Source organism: Rugamonas violacea, from assembly GCF_016461825.1.
Lineage (GTDB): Bacteria > Pseudomonadota > Gammaproteobacteria > Burkholderiales > Burkholderiaceae_D > Rugamonas.
In genome coordinates this window covers 1-18,758 of sequence record NZ_JAEMNU010000055.1, presented here as the reverse complement: position 1 = coordinate 18,758, position 18,758 = coordinate 1, and the positions used below count along the sequence as shown (strand labels likewise).

Annotated in this window: 14 protein-coding genes; 5 read left to right on the top strand and 9 right to left on the bottom strand. The window is 70.9% G+C overall.

Annotated elements, in window-relative coordinates; translation table 11 throughout:
- Positions 1-35: 35 nt before the first annotated feature.
- A complete protein-coding gene (locus H7U20_RS11680; RefSeq protein WP_233410690.1) occupies positions 36-1,340 on the bottom strand; it encodes a putative O-glycosylation ligase, exosortase A system-associated in 1,305 nt (434 codons plus the stop codon).
- 75 nt (positions 1,341-1,415) lie between these two features.
- On the opposite strand from H7U20_RS11680, the gene H7U20_RS11675 reads away from it, so the two are divergent.
- From H7U20_RS11675 to H7U20_RS11660, 4 genes are all read left to right on the top strand, one after another.
- Positions 1,416-3,497 (top strand): glycosyltransferase, encoded by a 2,082-nt coding sequence (locus tag H7U20_RS11675; protein WP_233410689.1) that lies wholly within the window; start codon positions 1,416-1,418, stop codon positions 3,495-3,497.
- Between the two features lie 305 nt (positions 3,498-3,802).
- The gene (locus H7U20_RS11670) at positions 3,803-4,876 is read left to right on the top strand and encodes a glycosyltransferase family 4 protein (RefSeq protein ID WP_233410688.1); all 1,074 of its coding nucleotides are present in this window, start codon (positions 3,803-3,805) and stop codon (positions 4,874-4,876) included.
- On the top strand, positions 4,866-6,389 hold the full coding sequence (locus H7U20_RS11665; RefSeq protein ID WP_199759321.1) for an MBOAT family O-acyltransferase: 1,524 nt from the start codon (positions 4,866-4,868) through the stop codon (positions 6,387-6,389). Before H7U20_RS11670 ends, H7U20_RS11665 begins: the two co-directional genes overlap by 11 nt.
- A 2-nt stretch (positions 6,390-6,391) precedes the next feature.
- On the top strand, positions 6,392-7,597 hold the full coding sequence (locus H7U20_RS11660) for a hypothetical protein (RefSeq protein ID WP_199759320.1): 1,206 nt from the start codon (positions 6,392-6,394) through the stop codon (positions 7,595-7,597).
- A gap of 142 nt (positions 7,598-7,739) precedes the next feature.
- Here the strand turns inward: H7U20_RS11660 and H7U20_RS11655 are convergent, their stop codons facing one another.
- The 8 genes from H7U20_RS11655 to H7U20_RS11620 all read right to left on the bottom strand — a co-directional run bounded on the left by H7U20_RS11655 (position 7,740) and on the right by H7U20_RS11620 (position 17,810).
- Positions 7,740-8,489, bottom strand: a complete 750-nt coding sequence (locus H7U20_RS11655; protein ID WP_199759319.1) for a class I SAM-dependent methyltransferase — start codon at positions 8,487-8,489, stop codon at positions 7,740-7,742.
- A gap of 18 nt (positions 8,490-8,507) precedes the next feature.
- Entirely contained in the window at positions 8,508-9,506 is a 999-nt protein-coding gene (locus H7U20_RS11650; protein WP_199759318.1) for a polysaccharide deacetylase family protein, read from the bottom strand.
- 174 nt (positions 9,507-9,680) lie between these two features.
- Positions 9,681-10,883, bottom strand: a complete 1,203-nt coding sequence (locus H7U20_RS11645; protein ID WP_199759317.1) for a TIGR03088 family PEP-CTERM/XrtA system glycosyltransferase — start codon at positions 10,881-10,883, stop codon at positions 9,681-9,683.
- Positions 10,870-12,477, bottom strand: a complete 1,608-nt coding sequence (gene xrtA, locus H7U20_RS11640) for an exosortase A (protein ID WP_199759316.1) — start codon at positions 12,475-12,477, stop codon at positions 10,870-10,872. The genes H7U20_RS11645 and xrtA overlap by 14 nt, the downstream gene beginning before the upstream one ends.
- Positions 12,478-12,775: 298 nt before the next feature.
- A complete protein-coding gene (wecB, locus tag H7U20_RS11635) occupies positions 12,776-13,936 on the bottom strand; it encodes a non-hydrolyzing UDP-N-acetylglucosamine 2-epimerase (protein ID WP_199759315.1) in 1,161 nt (386 codons plus the stop codon).
- 47 nt (positions 13,937-13,983) lie between these two features.
- The gene (locus H7U20_RS11630) at positions 13,984-15,504 is read right to left on the bottom strand and encodes a TIGR03016 family PEP-CTERM system-associated outer membrane protein (RefSeq protein WP_199759314.1); all 1,521 of its coding nucleotides are present in this window, start codon (positions 15,502-15,504) and stop codon (positions 13,984-13,986) included.
- The gene (locus tag H7U20_RS11625; RefSeq protein WP_199759313.1) at positions 15,488-16,273 is read right to left on the bottom strand and encodes an XrtA-associated tyrosine autokinase; all 786 of its coding nucleotides are present in this window, start codon (positions 16,271-16,273) and stop codon (positions 15,488-15,490) included. Before H7U20_RS11625 ends, H7U20_RS11630 begins: the two co-directional genes overlap by 17 nt.
- 10 nt (positions 16,274-16,283) lie before the next feature.
- Positions 16,284-17,810 carry an XrtA system polysaccharide chain length determinant gene (locus H7U20_RS11620; RefSeq protein ID WP_199759312.1) on the bottom strand — a complete coding sequence of 509 codons (1,527 nt, stop codon included), beginning with the start codon at positions 17,808-17,810 and terminating at the stop codon, positions 16,284-16,286.
- Positions 17,811-18,048: 238 nt separating this feature from the next.
- On the opposite strand from H7U20_RS11620, the gene H7U20_RS11615 reads away from it, so the two are divergent.
- The gene (locus tag H7U20_RS11615) at positions 18,049-18,669 is read left to right on the top strand and encodes an XrtA/PEP-CTERM system exopolysaccharide export protein (RefSeq protein ID WP_199759311.1); all 621 of its coding nucleotides are present in this window, start codon (positions 18,049-18,051) and stop codon (positions 18,667-18,669) included.
- Positions 18,670-18,758: the final 89 nt, after the last annotated feature.

Sequence of the window (18,758 nt, the reverse complement as noted above, 5' to 3'; positions counted from 1 at the left end):
GTCGCGTCCCGTCACACCGGGACTGGCCTCAGGTCTCAGGTCTTGGCCGCGCGCCGGGTGGCGAGGAGCGGCCGCCGCAGCGGCCGCTCCCCGCGCATCAGCACGCGGATGGCCGCCAGCGCCGCCAGCAAATAATAGGGCACGTCGTAGTAGACCAGGCTGAGGAAGGCGCCGCCGACGGCGAAGCCGATCAGGCTGGCCTGGATCATCGTCGCCAGGCTGACGGCCCAGCGCCATTCCGCGCGGCCGGCGCCTTGGCGGGCGATGGCCGCCGCCGTGCGCCAGGTCAGCACGCCGAGCAGCAGATACAGCCCCAGGCCGATGAAGCCGTGCTCGCCGAGCACCTGGAAGTAGATGCTGTGGGCGGCGTGGACGTCGGCCGGATTGGGCGCGTACTGCAGGAAGGTGGACGGTTCGGCGATCTCGAAGCCGCCGCCGAATAAGCGGTCGCGCGCCAGGTTGTAGGCCATGTGCCAGGCGTTGATGCGGCCCTGCGCCGATTCGTCGGCCTGATAGTCGCCGATGCTGTCCATGCGGCTGGCCCAGCGCTGCGGCATGAACACCAACAGCAGCGGCACGGTCAGCGAGACGATGCTGCCGAGCACCAGCTTGCGGCCGCTCTTGATCCACATGAACAGCACCATCGCGGCGATGGCCAGCAGTCCGCCGCGCGAGTAGGAGCCCAGCGCGGCCAGCGCCGACAACAGCATGGCGCCGGCCAGGGCGTGGCGCAGCCAGCGCCGTGCGGAGTTCTGGTGCAGGTAGTACATCAGGGGGATGGTCATGATCAGGGCCAGGGCGATGGCGTTGTTGTCGCCGATGAAACTACCCTCCGGTCCCCAGACCCGCTCGGTGCCGCCGCTGCGCACGGTGAATATGCCGCCCTTGACGCCGTAATAGCCGAGCGAAACGACCAGCACCCAGATCAGGCGGTGCACGTCGCGGCGGCTGCGGATGGCCATCATCGTCACCAGGCTCATCAGCATGATCTTCATCACCTTGTTCCATTGCGCATAGGCGGACGCGGGGAACAGGGCGAACACGGTGGTGACGTTCATCCAGGCGATGAAGGCCAGCAGGACCCAAGTGCAGGGCAGCAAGGGCAGTCCCTTGGGGCCGCGGGCGACGAACAGGCTGAGCAGGGTGGCGACGGCGATCACGTAGGCGAAGGGGAAGGTCTGGGCGTAGCCCCAACCCTGGGTGTGCGGATTCATCACGCTGATCCACACCCACATCAAGACGCCGACGGCCGGTTCGCGCAGGATGAGCGGTAGGCTGCCGAAGACGATGAGGGTGACCAGGATGTCGCGCATGGGGTGGTGGTTGTTGATGACGCTCAACGGAGTGGTGGCGCCGCTCAGTACACTGGACTTGCGGCCGCCCAGCCATTTTATGACAGAGGAGTAACGCGCTTGTTGACCGTTCTCATAGCCAGCCACAACGGCGCGGCGACCCTGCCCGCCGTGCTGGACGCCTATTGCCGCCTGACCGCGCCGCCCGGCGGCTGGTCGCTGCTGCTGATCGACAACGACAGCGACGACGCCACGGCGGCGCTGGCGGCCGCCTACGCGGCACGGTTGCCGCTGCGCGTACTGCGCGAGGGGCGGCGCGGCAAGAACGCGGCGCTCAACACCGGCCTGGCGGCGGCCTTGGCCGACGGCGCCGGCAGCGATCCGAACGGCCTGCTGGTGTTCAGCGACGACGACGCCGCGCCGGCGCCGGACTGGCTGCTGCGGCTGAGCGAGGCGGCGGCGGCCCAGCCCGGCTTCGCCGTGTTCGGCGGCGCCATCGTGGCCGACTGGGGCGCGGCGCCGCCCGACTGGGTCTTGCGCCAGGTGCCGCTGGGGCTGACCTACGGCCTGACCGCGCCGGAACTGGCCGAGGGGCCGGTGTTCCCCGGCCTGGTCTGGGGCGCCAACATGGCGGTGCGCCGCGCCGTGTTCGAGGCCGGCCACCGCTTCGACGAGGGCATCGGCCCGAACGGCGCCTCCTACGCGATGGGCAGCGAAACCGAGCTGACCCGGCGCCTGCACGCGGCCGGCCAGCGCAGCTGGTTTTGTCCGGCCGCCGTGGTCGCCCACCACATCCGCCCGGCCCAGCTGCGCGTCGACGACATCCTGCGGCGCGCCTGGCGCTTCGGCCGCGGCAAGTTGCGTCAGGACCCGCCCGGTGTCTTCCCGCAATTGCTCGGCGTGCCGCGCTGGATGTACAAGCGGGCGCTGCTCGAGGCGCTCGGCTGGCTGCGCGCCGGCGCCGACACCGAGCGGCGTTTCCGCCACCGCTGGGAGTTGGCCTTTCTGCGCGGCTATATGCGCGAGGCCTGGTTCGGCCCGCCGCGGGGCGGCAAAAAGATCCTCATCACCAGTTATTCGGGCGGACTGGGCGGCATGGAGCTGCGCATGGCGCAGGAAAGCCGCTTCCTGGCGGCGGCCGGCTACCGCAGCGCGCTGGCGCTGCGGCGCTTCGCCGGCTTCGAGCGCTGGGCCGGGACGCTGCGGCGCGAGGGGATGGAGGTGTCGGTGTTCGCGCCGCCCTGTTTCTTCGAGCAGTGGGAGTGGCGCCGGCTCAACCTGTGGCGGGCCCGTTGCTGGGCCTGGCTGGCGCTGCGCCGGCGCCGCGCCGACCTGGTCCACGTCGCCTTCTGCTGGACCCACTACGGCGCCTCGGCGCTGTGGCTGGCCCAGCGTTGCGGCCTGGCGGCGGTGATCAGCGTGCACAACGCCTTTCCGCCGGCCAAGGTCAGCGATTGGCACCGGCCGCTGCTGCGCCAGGCCTTCGGCCGCGTGCGCGGGGTCTACGCCGTGTCGGACTCGGCCATGCAACACTTCCTCGCCCTATACCGCGACTATTTGCCGGCGACGGCGCGGCTGGCGGTGATCCCCAACTGCGTCGACACGGCGCGGTTCCGGCCGTCGGCGGCGCTGCGGGCGACGGCGCGCTTGCGCCTGGGGCTGCCGGCCGGCGCGCTGTTGCTGGGCAGCGTGGCGCGGCTGGCCGAGCAAAAGCGGCCGCAGGCCCTGCTGGCGCTGCTGGCCGCCTTGCTGCCGCAGTTCCCCCAGCTGTATCTGCTGCTGATCGGCGACGGTCCGCTGGAGGCCGCGCTGCGCCGCCAGGCCGAGCGCGACGGCCTGACGGCGCGCGTGCTGTTCGCCGGCTTCCAGACCGAGGTCGAACAATGGCTGCCGGCGCTGGACCTGCATCTGCTGCTCAGCCGCAACGAGGGCTTCGGCATCGCCACCATCGAGGCGATGGCCTGCGGCGTGCCGGCGGTGGGTAGCGACGTGCCCGGCACGGCCGACGTGCTGCGCGGCAGCGCCGGCGGTCTGCTGGTGCCGCTCGACGACGCGCTGGCCACGGCGGCGGGCGTCGCCGCGCTGCTGGCCGATCCGCAGCGGCGCGCCCGCATGGGGCGGCTGGCGCGCGCCGAGGTCGAGGCGCGCTACGCGGTGGCGCTGGTGGGCGAACGGGTCGCCGCCTTCTATCGCGGCCTGCTGTGACGCGGCGCGACGAGCGCGCCGCGGCGCTCGACGCGGTAGGCGTGCTTCGGCTTGCCCGGCGTGATGGCCGAGGTGTTTGCCGGACCTGTTATACGGGCCGCAATCGCGGGCGGCGGCGCCTTTGATACGGCGCAGGTGTTTTTCGTCGGCGTTCTATAGCATGTTCAGCATGGCCCGCCACTTGTTTGTCGGCGTCGCTGTTGTGGTTGCTTGCCGTCGGCCTGTTGCGCCATCCGCCGGCGGCCGAATTCGCGCCGGCGCGGCGCTGTGTCTTGGCGCTGCTGGTCAAGTGAGGGAGGGCGGTGATGCGTATCGGCATATTGTCGTATCCGATGCTGTTCCAGCGCGAGGGCGGCCTGCAGATCCAGGTGCGCGAAACCATCGGCGCGCTCAACCGTGTGCGCGACGACGAGTTGCCGCGCATGGAGGTCGAGCTGGTCGACCCCAACCGCAGCCGGCTCGCCAGCTACGACCTGATCCATGTCTTTTCCGCCATCAACGGCAACCACCGCATCGTCGAATCGGCCAGCGAGGCCGGCGTGCCGGTGGTGTTGTCGCCGCTGCTGTCGCCGGCCTGGAGCCGCGCCGCCGGCTGGCGCGCCCGCCTGGCCGACCGCCTGGCCGGCCGCCTGACCGACTGGAACGTGCAGACCAGCTACGCCCAGACCAAGCGGGCGCTGCAGCTGGCGCGGCTGGTGATCGCGTTGGGCGGCCCCGAGCGCGACGCCATCCGCAGCGGCTTCCTGATCGACGAGGCGAAGATCCGCGTGCTGCCCAATGGTATCAGCCCGCATTTCTTCCACGCCGACGGCGCCCTGTTCCGCCGTCACAGCGGGCTGGACGGCCCCTTCGTGCTGATGGTCGGCGCCATCTCGCCGTACAAGAACCAGCTCGGCCTGGCGCGCGCGCTGGCCGGCGCCGGCCTGCCGGTGGTGCTGATCGGCAGCGCCCAGCGCGCCGACCAGGGCTATCTGCAATCGCTGCTGTACACGCCCGGGGTGCGCTGGCTGGGCCAGATCGGGCACGACGATCCCTTGCTGGCCAGCGCCTACGCCGCCGCCTCGGTGCTGGCGCTGCCCAGCCAGGGCGAGGTGCTGCCGTTGACCGTGCTCGAGGCGCTGGCCAGCGGCACGCCGGTGGTGATGACCGACCAAAGCGCGCTCGAGCTGCCCGGCGGCGGTTTCGCGCTGCGCCAGATCGGCTGGAACGACGGCGCCGGCCAACGCCGCGCGGTCTGCGCGCTGGTCGACGCGCCGCCCGAGCGCGCCGCCGTGCGCGCCCTGGTGGCCGAATACAGCTGGCCCAGGGTGGCGGCGGCGATTGCGCGCTGCTATGTCGAGCTGCTCGAACTGCCGGAGGGCGTCGATTGTGCTGTTTAACTCCTTCAGTTTCCTGCTGCTCTACCTGCCCGCCGTGCTGGCCGGATATTTTCTGCTGGGCCGGCTGGGCCGGCTGGGTGGGCTGGGCGGGCGCTGGCCGGCCGCCTGGCTGGCGCTGGCCTCGCTGTTCTTCTACGGATTTTGGGACTGGCGCTACCTGCCTTTGCTGCTGGGCTCGATCATCTGCAACTTCGCCGCCGCGCGCGCCATCGGCGCCGCGCCCGGGGCGGGCCGCAAGCGCCGGCTGGTGCTTGCCGTGGCGGCCAATCTGCTGCTGTTGGCCTACTACAAATACGCCAACTTCTTCATCGACTCGGCGCAGGCGCTGGGCGCCGACTGGCGCGATTGGAACATCGTGCTGCCGATCGGCATCTCGTTTTTCACCTTCACGCAGATCGCTTTCCTGGTCGACTGTTACCACGGCCAAGTGCGCGAGTACCGCTTCATTCACTACGTCCTGTTTGTCAGCTACTTCCCCCACCTGATCGCCGGACCGGTGCTGCACCACAAGGAGATGATGCCGCAGTTCGCCGACCCGGCCCTGGTGCGGCCGCAGGCCAGCCATTTCGCCGTCGGCCTGTCGATTTTCGTCATCGGCCTGGCCAAGAAGATCCTGCTCGCCGACCAGCTGTCGCCGCTGGTCGGGCCGGTGTTCGCCAGCGGCGCCCAGCCGGCGCTGCTGGAGGCCTGGATAGGCGCGCTGGCCTACACCTTCCAGCTGTATTTCGACTTCTCCGGTTACTCCGACATGGCGATCGGCCTGTCGCGCCTGTTCGGTGTCAAGTTGCCGCTGAACTTCAACTCGCCCTACCAGTCGGCCGATATCGGCGAGTTCTGGCGGCGCTGGCACATGACACTGTCGCGTTTCCTGCGCGACTACCTTTACATCCCGCTGGGCGGCAATCGCGGCGGCGCGAAGCGGCGTTGCCGCAACCTGATGCTGACCATGCTGCTCGGCGGCTTGTGGCACGGCGCCGGCTGGACTTTCGTCGTCTGGGGCGGCATGCACGGCGTCTATCTGGTGCTGCACCAAGGCTGGCGCAGGCTGGCCGGGGCGCGGCCGGCCAACTGGCGCGGCGGCGCGCTGACCTTCCTGGCGGTGATGCTGGCCTGGGTGGTGTTCCGCGCGCCCGACCTGCACACCGCCGGCAACATCCTGGCGGCCTTGGTCGGCGGCAACGGCGTCGGCCTGCCGCATGGCTTGGCCGGCTTGGCGCCGGTCCTCGCCCACCTGGGCCTGCAGCCGGCCTTCGACGGCATCCGCTGGATCGATTTCGGCGCGCTGGGCGTGCCGACCTTGGCGTTTGCGGCGCTGCTGGCCTTTCTGGCGCCAAATACCCAAGAAATATTCTTTCAATATGAGCCCGCAATTGAAAGAATATTTCACCGCGTCCGCTGGCCAGCCATTGCCTGGCAGCCCGGCGCGGTGTGGAGCCTGGGCATGACGGCGCTGTTCGTCTACTGCCTGTTCAGCATGAACAAGGTCACCGAGTTCCTCTACTTCCAATTCTAGCCATGCACGCTCCCGACCAACCCCAATGGCGCACCTATGTGACCATCTTCTGTGCTGGCAGCGCGCTGGTGGTCGGCGCGGTGATGGCGCTCAACTACGTCGTCGATCCCTATCTGACCCACCAGTGGGACACGCCGCAGGTGCAGCGCCTGCGTCCCACGCGCGAAAAACTCAGCGCTTGGGGCAAGACTTACGCGGTGGCCAAGTTCAAGCCGGCCGTCGTCTACCTGGGTAATTCGCGCACCGAGATGGGCTTGCCGACCCGGGTCGCCATGTTCGCCGGCAAGGACGTGTTCAACAGCGCGCTGTCGGGCGCCTCGATCGGCGACGCCATCGCCCTGGCGCAGCACGCCAGGCGGGTCAGCCGGCTCGACGTGGTGGTGTGGGGCATCGATCCGCCCTCGTTTTCCATGGCTCAGGGCAACAACGACCTGGACCGCGAGTTGATCGCCGGCGGGCCCCATTACCTGTGGCGGCGCGGCCTGCTCAATCTGCGCCGGGCGCTGGCGATCGACATGACGCAGGACTCGATCCGCCTGCTGCGCGGCGCCTTCGGCGCGGTTTGCCATTCCAGCCTGGCGTTCCACGGCCAGCGCGACGACGCCTGCGTCGACCTGCGCATCGGCGGCTGGAGCGGCACCGAGGCGGCGATCCTGCCGCGCACACGCGAGTACATCCGTGGCCCCGGCCCCACCGCCGAGGCCTTCAGCGCCTTCGAGGCCAGCGTCGATGCGCTGTGCGGCGACGGCGCCAAGGTGCGCCTGTACATCAATCCGACCCACGCGATGATGCTTGATGCACTCTACTGGGCCGGCAAATGGGCGCCGCTGGAGGCTTGGCAGCGCGGCTTGGCGGCGCTGGCGCAGCGTCAGCGGGGGCGCGGCTGCGATGTGCGGGTCTACGACTTCTCCGGCTACAACAGCATCACCACCGAGACGGTGCCGCAGGTGAGCCAGCGCAACAAGATGGAACATTACTGGGAGACCTCGCACTACCGCAGCAACGTCGGCCGCATGATACTGGGCCGCATCTTCGGCGCGACCGAGGCGGCACCGCCGGACGATTTCGGCGTTGAGCTGTTGCCGGCGGCGATGGATGGACATCTAGCCTTGCTGCACGAGGGCCGTGAGCGTTACCACCGCGAGCATATGGTCGAGACGGCGCTGGCCAGGGCCGTGGCGGCCGAGCAGGGCGGCGTCGAGCGCTGAGGGTTCAACGCTGAGGGCTGAGCGCGGCGCCGCCACGGTTGCCGTTGCCGCCACACGCCCGACCGCTTTGCCGCCCGCGATTTCCGCTCAATTTCCGTTCAATTTCCGCTCAAATTCCGCTTAATTTCCATTCAATGTCCGCTCAATCCCGGCTTAGCACCGCGCAGCCCTTCTCGCAGGGCCGGCTGCTTTGCTGCAGCTCGGGGAATTCGACGCGCCAGCGGCGCAGGATCGCCTGCTCGTCGGCGCGGCCGGCATCGTCGAGGAAGACGCTGGCGCGCGGCGCCAGACGGGGGAACAGCGCCGGTCCTGCCGGATAGCGGGCCAGCGCGCCGGTGGCCTGGGGCGGCCCGTCGATCACCAGCAGGGCGATGGCCAGCCCGGCCGGCAGGCCGGTGGTGGCGTACCAGGGCCAGTTCTGTCCATCGATGGCCTGCGGCAGCAGTTCGGCGTCGATCACTTCGGCCCAGTCGGCCAGGCCGTGGCGGCGCAGTTGCTGCCGGGTTTGTTCGGCGTAGCGCGGTTCGTGCTCCAGGCTGTAGACCTTGCCGGCGCCGTTGAGCTGCATGCAGCGCGCCAGCACCAGCGTCGAGGTGCCGCTGCTGCACTCGACGACGACGGCCGGCCGCTCGGCCAGGGCGTGGCGCGCCAGCTCGAGCAGGAAGTCGGGCGAGGCGGCCCAGCCGCGCGTGCCGGGCAGGCTGTGGCGCAGGTCGAGGTCGATGTAGAGCGCCTGCAGCGCCTCGATCTGGCGGAACAGCGCGGCCGTGTCCTGGCGCGACTGGTCGCGCGATTCGTACAGCAGCAAGTGGACGTGGCGCAGCTTGTGCAGCGCGTACAGGCACAGCAGGAAAATGGCGGTGCTCAACAGGGACGGGGCGTAGGACGGCATGGCGACTCCTTTTTGGTCTCAGCGAAAGCGGCTCCAGGCTTGCTCGGCGACCCGGCGCAGCGAGTTGAACCACATGGCGTGCACCGGCGTCTGCGGCGGCAGGTCCGGCATGGCCTGCAGCGGCAGCTCGGAGAACAGGCTGGTGCGGAAGCGTTCCTGGTGCTCGCCGAGGAAGGCGCACAATTGTTCGAAGCGGCGGATGTTCAGGCGGTGTGGCGTCGGCGCGCGGCCGGCGCCGCGCTTTTTGACCAGCTCGAAGCTGTGCAGGACGATGACGAAGGCGTACCAGCCGGCCTGCCAGGCGCCCTCCAGCGCGTCGCGCATCTCGCCGAAGGAGCAGGCGCACAGCTGGGCGTGGCGGGCGTGGCCGGGGTAGTCGCCGAAGGAGGCGATGGGGAACTCCCAGACGCCGTCGATGGCCTGCGGCTGGCTCAGCTGGCGGCCGCCCCAGTCGCCGTTGACGAAGGCGGCGTTGTAGCTGCTGTCGACGGCGATGCCGTTGAGGGCCAGCGCGCGCAGCGTGTCGAGGTTGCCGCCGTAGCTGCCGGCGCGGAAGGCCTGTATTCGTGGCACGCCGGCCGCCGCCAGGTTGGCCAGGCCCTTGCGGATGAGCATGGTCTGCTGCTCCAGCGGCAGCTCGCTCAGGTACTGGCAGTAGTCGGGCGGCAGCTCAGGATCGTCCAGCTCGCCGAGCCACTCGGTGTGCAGGTGCAGCTGCACCTCGTGGCCGCCGGACTGCACCAGGGCGGCGATCTGCGCCAGCGGTTCCGGGCCGGCGCGGGCGGCGAACAGGGCCTCGACGAAATAGGTGGCGCGCAGGCCGTGGCGGTTCAGGCAGTCGATCTGGAAGGGCAGCCCGAAGGCGCCGGCGCTGGTGCGGCCGTGCACGTCGGCGGCCATCTCATCGGCGAAGTCGGCCTTGTCGGCCGGCAGCGCGTGCGCGGGCCAGCCGGGCACGGTCGGCCACAGCTCGGTGTCGACGGTGAGAAAGACTTGCAGCACGTGTCCGGCGCTCATGGCGCGCTCCCGCCGCCGACCGCGCGGCCGGCCGCTGGCCGGCCGCGCGGCATCGCTGTGGCCGGCCGGCAGGGCGGGGCATAGCGCCGGCGTGCGGGGGGCCGCCGCGTGGCGGCGCGGTGGCACGGGGCGGCTGAGGCGGCTGAGGCGGCGCTGGCGCACATGATGGCCCCGTCAAGGCCGGCGGCCGGCGCCGGGCCGGGCCGTCAGCGCGTCGTAGACGGCGAGGTAGGCGCCGGCCATGGCCAGCAGGCTGTGCTCGGCCAGCACCAGGCGGCGGGCGCGGCCGCCATGGCGCTGGGTCAGGCCGGGGTTGCGGTAGTAGTCGGCGATGGCGTCGGCCAGCAGTTGCGGCGCGCGCGGCGGCACCAGGGTGCCGGTGCGGCCCGGCTGCACCAGTTCGGCGTTGCCGCCGACCGCCGTCGCCACCACCGGCAGGCCGCTGGCCATCGCCTCGAGGATGCTGTCGCGGCCGCCCTCGACCAGCGCCGGCTGGACGAACAGGTCCATCGCCCGCATCAGTTGGGCGACGTCGTCGCGCGCGCCGGGCAGCCAGGCCAGCTGGGCCACGCCGGCCAGTTCGAGCAGTTCGACGCAGGCGGCGCGGCAGGGGCCGTCGCCGACGATCAGCAGGCGCAGGCGGGCGCGCGGCGATTCCTCCTCGGCCAACAGCAGCAGGAAGGCGCGCACCAGGGTGGCGCAATCGCGCGTCTCGACCAGGCCGCCGACGGCGCCGACGACGAAGGCGCCCTCACACAGGAAGCCGGGCGGGCCGACCGCCGCCGCCGGGCCGAGGCGGGGGTGGAAACGCAGGCTGTCGACGCCGTCGCCGATGTGGCTGACCCGCGCCGGCCGGGCGCCGATGCTGTCGACCAGCCAGCGCTCGAGCTCGCGGCTGACGGCGATGAATTGGCCGACGAAGGGGCGCAGCAGGCGGCGCAGCAGGCGGTAGCGGCGGGCCCGGGCGCGCGGTTCGGGCGCCGTGCCGGCGTGTTCGCCGTGCACGCGCAGGCGGATGCCGGCGGCGGCGGCGAGCAACTGGCCCTCGATGCCGGCCAGGTTGCGGGTGTGGATCAGGTCGGGGCGCAGCCGGCGCAGGACGTGGAACAGGCGCAGGTAGTGGCCCCAGTCCTTGCCCTCGCGCTTGTGCAGGCTGATGACCTCGACGCCGGGCCGGCGCAGCGCCTCGGGCAGCGTGCCCGGGTCCTTCATGCAGACGATGGCGTGGCGGTAGCGCTCGGGCGGCATGTGCTTGATCAGATGGAGCAGGCCGTTGTCGGCGCCGCCGGCCTCGAGGCGGTGCACCAGGTGCAGCACCAGCGGCGTGGCGCGGCGGCCGTCGCGGTCGTGGTCGTGGTCGTTATTATCGGGCGGCATGGCGCAGACCCTCGTCTATGCTCGGCAGCATCGCCTCGAGCAGGCGGCGCAGGACCGCTTCGGCCTGCTCGGGCCGCTCGTCGAAGGGCGCGGCGACGGCGATCTCGGCGCCGTACTCGGCTTCGCCGAACAGCTTGTTCTTGGCCAGCATCAGCTTGAGCAGTTGCGGGCTGCTGAGGTCGACGTCGGTCTGCCGATACCAGCGCCACACCAGCAGGCGCTGTTCGGCGGCCTGGACGACGGTGGCGCGCACGCGCAGCGCGCGCCCGCCCAAGCGCAGCGCCTGCACGCTGGTGCTGATCTCGTGCCACTGCGGCAGGTCGGCCTCGACCTTGCGCCGCACCGGCGTCAGCAGCTCGGCGTCCTTGACTTGGCGGCCGTACCAGGTCAGCTGCAGCGTGGCGCTGTTGGCGCCGTCGCTGAGTCTGGCGGCGTAACGTCGCGGCCGGCCGGCGTGCAGCACGTGCCAATCGGCCGGCGCCAGCGGGCTGGCGCGCCAAGGGAGTGGCGGCGCAAACTCCAGCTCCAGCTCCAGCTCCGGCACCGTCGCGGCGCCGGCGGCGGAGGCCGACCGCGCCAGCAGATGCGCGGCCAGCGGCGGCCAGATGGCGGCCAACAGTACGCAGGCGGCCGCCGCGCGCGCTGTGGCGCTGCCCCGGCGCGGCGCGGCGGCAGGGCGGAACGGCGCGGCGGCCGGACGGGCCGGGGCCCGGGCTTGGGGCGGGGCGGGGGCGGGCGCCTGGCGCCAGAACGCGCCGCACCAGAACAGTAGCAGCGAGACCAGGCCGAAGAAGATCCAGCCGTAGATCAGGTGGTCGATGCCAACCGCCAGGCGCATGTCGCTGAGGTAACCGATCAGCACGATCAGATAGGCGCGCACGCCGTTGGCCAGCACCGGCAGCAGCAGGGCGACGAGCATGAAGGTCAAGCGGCGCCGCAGGCTGCGGTAGTTCAGGTGGGCGTACAGCGCGCCCAACGCGACCGAGGCGATGACGTAGCGCAGGCCGCTGCAGGCCTCGACCACCGACCAGTTGCCGCCCGGCAGGCTCAGGTAGTTGTTTTCGTGGAACACCGGGATCTGGCTCAGGCGCAAGGCGGCGACGGTGAAGCGGGCGGTGAAGTCGATCAATGGCGGCACGAAGATTTCGCCGAAGGGCACGGCCAGCAGCAGGTAGGCCAGCGGGAAGGCCAGCGCGCGGCTGACGGCGGGGCCGAACAGGGCCAGCACGGCGGCCGGCAGCATCGCCACCATCAGGTATTGCTGCAGCACCTGTACATTGGCCACGGCGGCCAACAACCAGGCCGCGCCCAGCAGCGCCTGCGCCGCCAGGCCGGCGAGCGCGGGTCGACGCGGCAGTGCGGACAAGGCGGCGCGCTGGCGCCAGACCAGCCAGACGCTGATGGGGGCGATGGCGAAACCGTGGGTGAAGGTTTCCGAGCGCAGCCACAGGGCGACCATCGCCGCCGCCGTTTGCCGGTGCAGCAGCAGCAGCGCCGCCAGCACGGCCAGCAGCAGCACCAGGTCGCGCCGGCCGCTCCGCTCGGCGAGCGGTTGCGGGGTAATGGCCGGCAGCGCGGCGGCCGGCGCGTTCATGGCCAAGGCTCCGCCGCCCGCGCGGAATCGGCGCCGAGGGGCGGTGGCGGCACGGCGTGGCTCGATCCTGCTTGCATCTTGCGCTCCCAACAAAGGTCTGTTCGAGGCCGCCTCGCTGGACGTGGCCTCGGCCCCGGCCGCGTGCGTCTCGGCGGCTTGGTCCGGCCCGGCGCCGCCGCGACGCCGGCATGGCGCGGGGCTTGAAGATAGGATGCCAGCCCCGCGCACCATCGGGTTGAGGCCGCACAAGGACGGGCCGGGCCGTACGCGGGCCGCCCGGCCGCGCCGCCGGCGGCGTTCATCTGGCGTGGGCGTCGCGCCGCTGCAGCCAGGCGCCGACCACGCCGGCGATGCGGCCGGCCGCCTGGCCGTCCCACAAGGCGGGTGGATGGCCGGTCTTGCCGCCATGCCGCAGGATGTCTTCGCACAGGGCCAGGATCACCGCCGGGTCGTGGCCGGCCAGGGTGTTACTGCCCTCGCTGACGGTGATCGGCCGCTCGGTGTTGTCGCGCAGCGTCAGGCAGGGCACGCCGAGCGCCGTGGTCTCCTCCTGCACGCCGCCCGAGTCGGTCAGCACGACGCTGGCGTCGCGCATCAGGCCGAGCATCTCCAGGTAGTCGGCCGGCGGCAGGCAGGCCACGCCGGGCGAGTCGGGCGGCGGCAACAGGCCGCCCTCGGTGAGGCGGGCGCGGGTGTGCGGATCGACCGGAAAGATCACCGGCAACTGCTGGCTGATCTTGCGCACCGCCGCCATCAGCTTGCGCAGCCGCGCCGGATGGTCGACGTTGGCCGGCCGCTGCAGCGTCAACAGGGCGTAGCGCTGGCCCGGCGCCAGCAGGTCGCGCCGGCCGCCACGGGCCAGCACGGTGGGCGTCGGCACCGCGCGCGGCAGCTGGGCCAGCAGCGTGTCGATCATCACGTTGCCGACGAAGTGGACGCGGTTGGCGGCGATGCCTTCGAGCAGCAGATTGTTGAGCGCCACCGGCTCGCTGGTGAACAGCAATTCGGACAGCTGGTCGGTGAGCACCCGGTTGATCTCTTCGGGCATGCGGCGGTCGTAGCTGCGCAGGCCGGCCTCGACATGCAGCACCGGCACGCCCAGCTTGGCCGCCACCAGCGCGCAGGCCAGCGCCGAGTTGGCGTCGCCCACCAACAGCACGGCCTGCGGCGCCAGGCGGCGCAGCGCCGGTTCGAAGCGGCGCATCACCTCGGCCGTTTGCTGGGCGTGGCTGGCCGGGCCGACGGCCAGGTTGAGCTGGGGCGGCGCCAGTCCCAGCGCGCCGAACAGGCGGGCGTCCATCGCCGCGTCGTCGTGCTGGCCGGTGTGCACCAGGCTGACCTCGACGGCCGGCCGCAGCCGCGCCAACGCGGCCAGGATGGGGGCCATTTTCATCAGGTTCGGCCGCGCCGCGACGACGCAGAGCAGGTGGGGGTGGTGCGCGGGGGCGGTGTCGGGCATGGCGGGCTCCGGGCAAAGTGTTGGACGGCGGCGGGCGCGGCGGCGCCTCAGAACAGGATGGAGAGGGCGGCGGCGGCGCCGTTTTCGCGGTAGCCGCCACCGGCGTTGCTGCTGTGCCAGCTGTGGCGCAGGTCGACGCTGGCGCCGAGCTTGGGCCGCAGTTGGCGGCTCAGACCCAGCGCCAGCGTGCCGCTGCGGTCGCGCCGGCCGGTGTCGAGCGCGGTGGCGATGGCGTAGCCGGCGTTGACGTTCAGGTTGTTGCGCGCCGACATGCGCCAGGCCCAGCCGGCATGCAGGCCGGTTTGCCGCGTGCGCTCCTGCTGGCCCAGTTCGCCGGGGCCGAGCAGCGGGCTGTCGATGGCGCTGCGGGTCTGGGCGTCGCGCCGGGTGCCGCTCAAGCCCAGCGCCAGCGTGCTCTTCGGCATGGCGTGCAGCGCCGACAGGTTCCACTGCTTCTGCAGGAAGTAGTTGTGGCTGAAGTAGTTGACGTTGCCGGCGTTCGGCCCCTGCAGCTGGGCGTAGCGCAGGAAGGCGTTGATGACCTGGATGCGCAGGAGCGGGTCGGGGATGCGGCCGGCCCACAGCTGGTAGAGGAAGTTGCCCAGCTCGGCCGGCGGCAGGCGCTGGAACTGCTGCTGGCTGGTGGTGATGTCCTCGCTGTAGCTCAGGCCGAGGAACAGGTGGCGCATTTGCTGCTGGACGTCGAGGCTGTAGGTGTTGCCGAAATAGCGGCGGCCGACGCTGGCGGCCACGCTGCCGCGCGACGACGGCGTCCAGCTCAGCCCGCTCGACCAGTGGCGCCCGCCGGGCGCGCCTTCCAGCGCCTGGTAGTCGCTGCCTTCCCAGCCGGCGCTGGCGAACCAGGACAGGCGCGGCAGCAGCGCCAGGCGCAGCGTCAGCGTGGCGTCGCGCATGGCGACCGGGGCCGGGCCGGCGCCGTCGTCGCGGCGCCGATTGAGGGCGGCCTCCCAGTTCCAGCCGCCGGCGCGCCGCTCGCCGACCAGACGCAGGGCGGTTTGCTGGCTGCGGCCGCGCAGCAGGGCGCCGCTGCCGCTGGCCTGGTAGGTGTGGCGCAGTTCGGCGTCGGCCAAGCCGCGGAAATGGTGCTTCAGATAGGGGCTCAGGCTGATGCTGCGCACCGTGCTGCTGTTGCCGCCAAACTGGGCCGGGTCGCTCTGCTGCGGACCGAAGGCCGAGACGTTCTGCTGGCTGATGCTGGCCTGGCCGTCGACGAACAGCCAATCGGTCAGCGGCTCGGCGTGGCCGACGGCGGCGAGCTGATGGTTGAGGCGGCTCGGCGAGCGGCTGTAGTCCAGGCGCTGCAGCGAATAGTCCAGCGTCAGCCTCAGCCGCGGGCCCTGCGCCTGGACCGCCAGGCCGGGCGCGATTTCGCTGCTGAATTCGGCGCGGGCCCGGGCCGGCGGCGCCAGCGCCAGGTTGTCCGAATAGCCCTCGCGCAGCCGCAGCGTCGGCGTGACGCGCCACTCGGCGGCGGCGGCCGGCCAGCAGCAGGCCAGCGCGGCCAGCGCGGCCAGCGGCGCCAGCAGCCGGCTAGTCGTAGTAACCATAGTAGTCGTTGCCCGGAAAGGCCTTGGTCTTGTTGTAGATCAGGTTGACGTTGGCGCAGGGCTCGAGCTGGCGCAGCGCCTCGCGCACCGCGTGCTGGGTGGTGGTCTCGGCCTCGACCACCAACACCACTTGCCCCATCTGCGCCGCCAGCACGCTGGCTTCGGTGGTGATCAGCAGCGGCGGCGAGTCGAAGATGACGACGCGGTCGGCGTAGCGCTCGGCGATTTCCTTGAGCAGGCGGCGCATGCTGCGGCTGGCCAGCAGCTCGGTGGCGTGCTTGTTGGCGCGGCCGGCCGGCAGCACGCTGAGGGTGGCGACGTTGGTGCGCAGGATCACGTCGGCCAGCGCCAGTTGGTCGTTGAGCAGGATGTCCATCAGGCCCGGCTCGGCGGCCAGGCCGAGCACCTTCAGCACCGACGGCCGGGCCACGTCGGCGTCGACCAGCAGCACCGTGATGTCGCGTTCCATGGCGATGCTCATCGCCAGGTTGACGGCGCAGTAGGTCTTGCCCTCGCCGGGCAGCGCGCTGGTGACGACGATCAGGTTGCCCTGCGGGATGGCGACGCCGCCCTCGCCGCGGGCGCCGCGCAGCAGCGGCCGCTTGATCAGGCGGAAGTCCTCGGCCGCCGGCGTGCGGCCGCCCTCGTGGGTGACCATGCCGAGCTGCTGCAGCCGGTCCAGGTTGATCTCGACGTGGCGCGGCGCCGGCGCGCCGTCCGCTGCGGGCGGCGCGCCGGGGACGTCCGCCGGTGCCTCGTTGAGGGCCATCGCCAATCTCCTATTTGAGCACGGCGGCGGCCATCACGCCGCCGTAGGACAGGAACAGGCCGGCCAGCGCGGCGGCGAAGCCGTAACGGCCGCGACGCTGCTTGACCAGCTCGGCGCGGGTCCAGTTCATCGACACCGTGCCCAGCACCGGCAGGCCGGTCGCCTCGCGCAGCTGGGCCGGGCTGAGGAAGGTCGGCCGCACCTGGCTGATCAGCAGCGCGGTGGCGGCGCCGACCAGCAGGGCGCCGACCAGCACGGCGGAAAACAGCAGCGGCCGGTTGGGGCCGACCGGGGTCAGCGGCACGGTGGGCGGGTCGATGATCTTGAAGCTCATCATCTCGGTGGTCGAACTCAGGTCGCCCGACAGCTTGGCCGCCTCGCGCCGGCCGATCAGCTTCTCGTAGTTGTCCTTGTTGATCAGGTAGTCGCGGTTGAGCTGGGCCAATTGCGACTCGACCTCGGGCACGGCGTTGCTCTGCGCCAGCAGGCGGACGTTGCGCGCCGCGTACTCCTGCACCCGCGCCTTGATCGAGGCGACGCGGGCGTCGGCCTCGGCCAGCGCCACCTTGAGCTGTTGCAGCATCGGGCTGAAGTTCTTGCCGGGGTCGGCGTTGGCGCCTTTGAGCTTGCTCTCCTCGACCTTTTTCGCCTCGAGCTGGGCCACCAGGCGCTTGGCGGCGATGATGTCGGGGTGCAGCTCGGTGTATTGCATGCGCAGCGCGTCGAGGTTCTTGTTGAGGGCCGCGATGCGGCCGTCGATCTCGGGGTTGTCGATCGCCGCCGGGTTGAGGTCGGCGCCGAGGATGGGCTCGTCGCCGGCGATCTGGCCCTGGATGGCCTTGCGCCCCTGCTCGGCCTCGAGCAGATCGAGCTGGGCGGCGTTGAGCGCGTCGGCCGACATCAGCAACTGGGCGCCGTAGTCTATGCCCTGGCGCGGCAACAGGAAGTTGTTCTTCAACTTGAATTCCTTGACGTTGTTCTCGGCCGCCACCAGTTTCTCCTCGTAGTTGCGGATCTGGTCGTCGATGAACTGCACGGCCTTTTGCGAGTCGCCCTTCTTGCCCTTGAAGCTGCCCTCGACGAAGATGGTCAGCAGCGACTGCACGACGTCGCGCACCAGCTTGGGATTGCGGTGGTTGTAGCTGATCGTGTAGATGTCGTAGCTGCTGGTGCCGCCGATCTTGATGCGGCTCATCAGCTCGTCGAGCTGGCCCTCGTGCTCGCGCGGCGTGTTGGCGCTGATGTCGAGGTCGACCATGCGCATGACCCGTTCGACGTTGGGCCGGCTCAACAGGGTGCGGCTCATGATCGAGACCTGCTGCTCGACGTTGGGCACGCTGGTCATGCCCGACAACAGCGGCTTGAGGATGCTCTGCGTGTCGACGAAGACGCGGGCCGTGGTCTGGTAGTCGTCCGGCAGCAGGGCCACCTTGGTCCAGCCGGCGAGCGCCACCAACCACATGACGGCGAGCCCGTGCCAACGGTATTTCCAGATCCCCTTCAGGCTGGACAACAACTGGCTGATGGTCTCCTCCATGTCCAGGCTCTCCAGGTCGGTGGGTTGGGGATGGGCGCGGCGCCGCGTTTCGGGGCGGGCCGTGCTGGAAAGTATAGGGCGCGGCGGCGGCCGTTTCGCTTGAACCGGGCTCGTGCTTGAGCCGTGTCAAGGCCGCTCGGCCGCCTTTTCTGAATCATGAATGGCGGGCGCCGCGGTACCGCCGCGCGCCCGCGCCACCCGTCCACCCCTGCCACCCATACCACCCAAGAGGCCAGCCATGAACGTCATCCGCCGCCATTTCCTGCAACGCGGCGCCTGCGCCCTGGCCGGCGCCGCGCTGCTGGCCTGCGCCGGCGAGCGCGCGCCGGCGCCGGCGCAGACGCCGCCGCCGCTGGGCGACTACCTGATCGGACCGGGGGACATGATCAGCATCAACGTGTGGCGCAACCCCGAGGTGTCGCAAAGCCTGCCGGTGCGGCCCGACGGCAAGATCACCACGCCGCTGGTGGAGGACCTGCAGGCGGCCGGCAAGACCTCGACCGAGCTGGCGCGCGACATCGAGAAGGCCTTGGAGAAATATATCCAGCAGCCGGTGGTGACGGTGATCGTCACCAGCTTCGTCGGCCCCTACGCCGAACAGATCCGGGTGATCGGCCAGGCGGCGCGGCCGCAGGCGCTGGCCTACCGCCAGGGCATGTCGCTGATGGACGTGCTGATCGCCGTCGGCGGCATCACCGATTTCGCCGCCGGCAACAAGGCGCGCATCGTGCGCCGCGTCGACGGCCGCCAGGTGCAGCTGGCCGTGCGGCTGCAGGACCTGCTGCGCGACGGCGACATCTCGGCCAACGTCGCCATGCGCCCGGGCGACGTGCTGGTGATCCCGGAGAGCTGGTTCTAGCAGTCTGTCGGACTATCGTCTAGAAAGAAGCGAGGTGAGCCGGTAAAATGGATGCCGACGACGATTTGATTTGCGAGAGGGCCGGATGA

Excerpts from the sequence above, each read along its gene's own strand:
- H7U20_RS11670 (WP_233410688.1), top strand. The coding sequence starts at position 3,803 with ATGCGTATCGGCATATTGTCGTATCCGATGCTGTTCCAGCGCGAGGGC.
- H7U20_RS11660 (WP_199759320.1), top strand. The coding sequence starts at position 6,392 with ATGCACGCTCCCGACCAACCCCAATGGCGCACCTATGTGACCATCTTC.
- H7U20_RS11655 (WP_199759319.1), bottom strand. The coding sequence starts at position 8,489 with ATGCCGTCCTACGCCCCGTCCCTGTTGAGCACCGCCATTTTCCTGCTG.
- H7U20_RS11650 (WP_199759318.1), bottom strand. The coding sequence starts at position 9,506 with ATGAGCGCCGGACACGTGCTGCAAGTCTTTCTCACCGTCGACACCGAG.
- H7U20_RS11645 (WP_199759317.1), bottom strand. The coding sequence starts at position 10,883 with ATGCCGCCCGATAATAACGACCACGACCACGACCGCGACGGCCGCCGC.
- xrtA (WP_199759316.1), bottom strand. The coding sequence starts at position 12,477 with ATGAACGCGCCGGCCGCCGCGCTGCCGGCCATTACCCCGCAACCGCTC.
- wecB (WP_199759315.1), bottom strand. The coding sequence starts at position 13,936 with ATGCCCGACACCGCCCCCGCGCACCACCCCCACCTGCTCTGCGTCGTC.
- H7U20_RS11630 (WP_199759314.1), bottom strand. The coding sequence starts at position 15,504 with ATGGTTACTACGACTAGCCGGCTGCTGGCGCCGCTGGCCGCGCTGGCC.
- H7U20_RS11625 (WP_199759313.1), bottom strand. The coding sequence starts at position 16,273 with ATGGCCCTCAACGAGGCACCGGCGGACGTCCCCGGCGCGCCGCCCGCA.
- H7U20_RS11620 (WP_199759312.1), bottom strand. The coding sequence starts at position 17,810 with ATGGAGGAGACCATCAGCCAGTTGTTGTCCAGCCTGAAGGGGATCTGG.
- H7U20_RS11615 (WP_199759311.1), top strand. The coding sequence starts at position 18,049 with ATGAACGTCATCCGCCGCCATTTCCTGCAACGCGGCGCCTGCGCCCTG.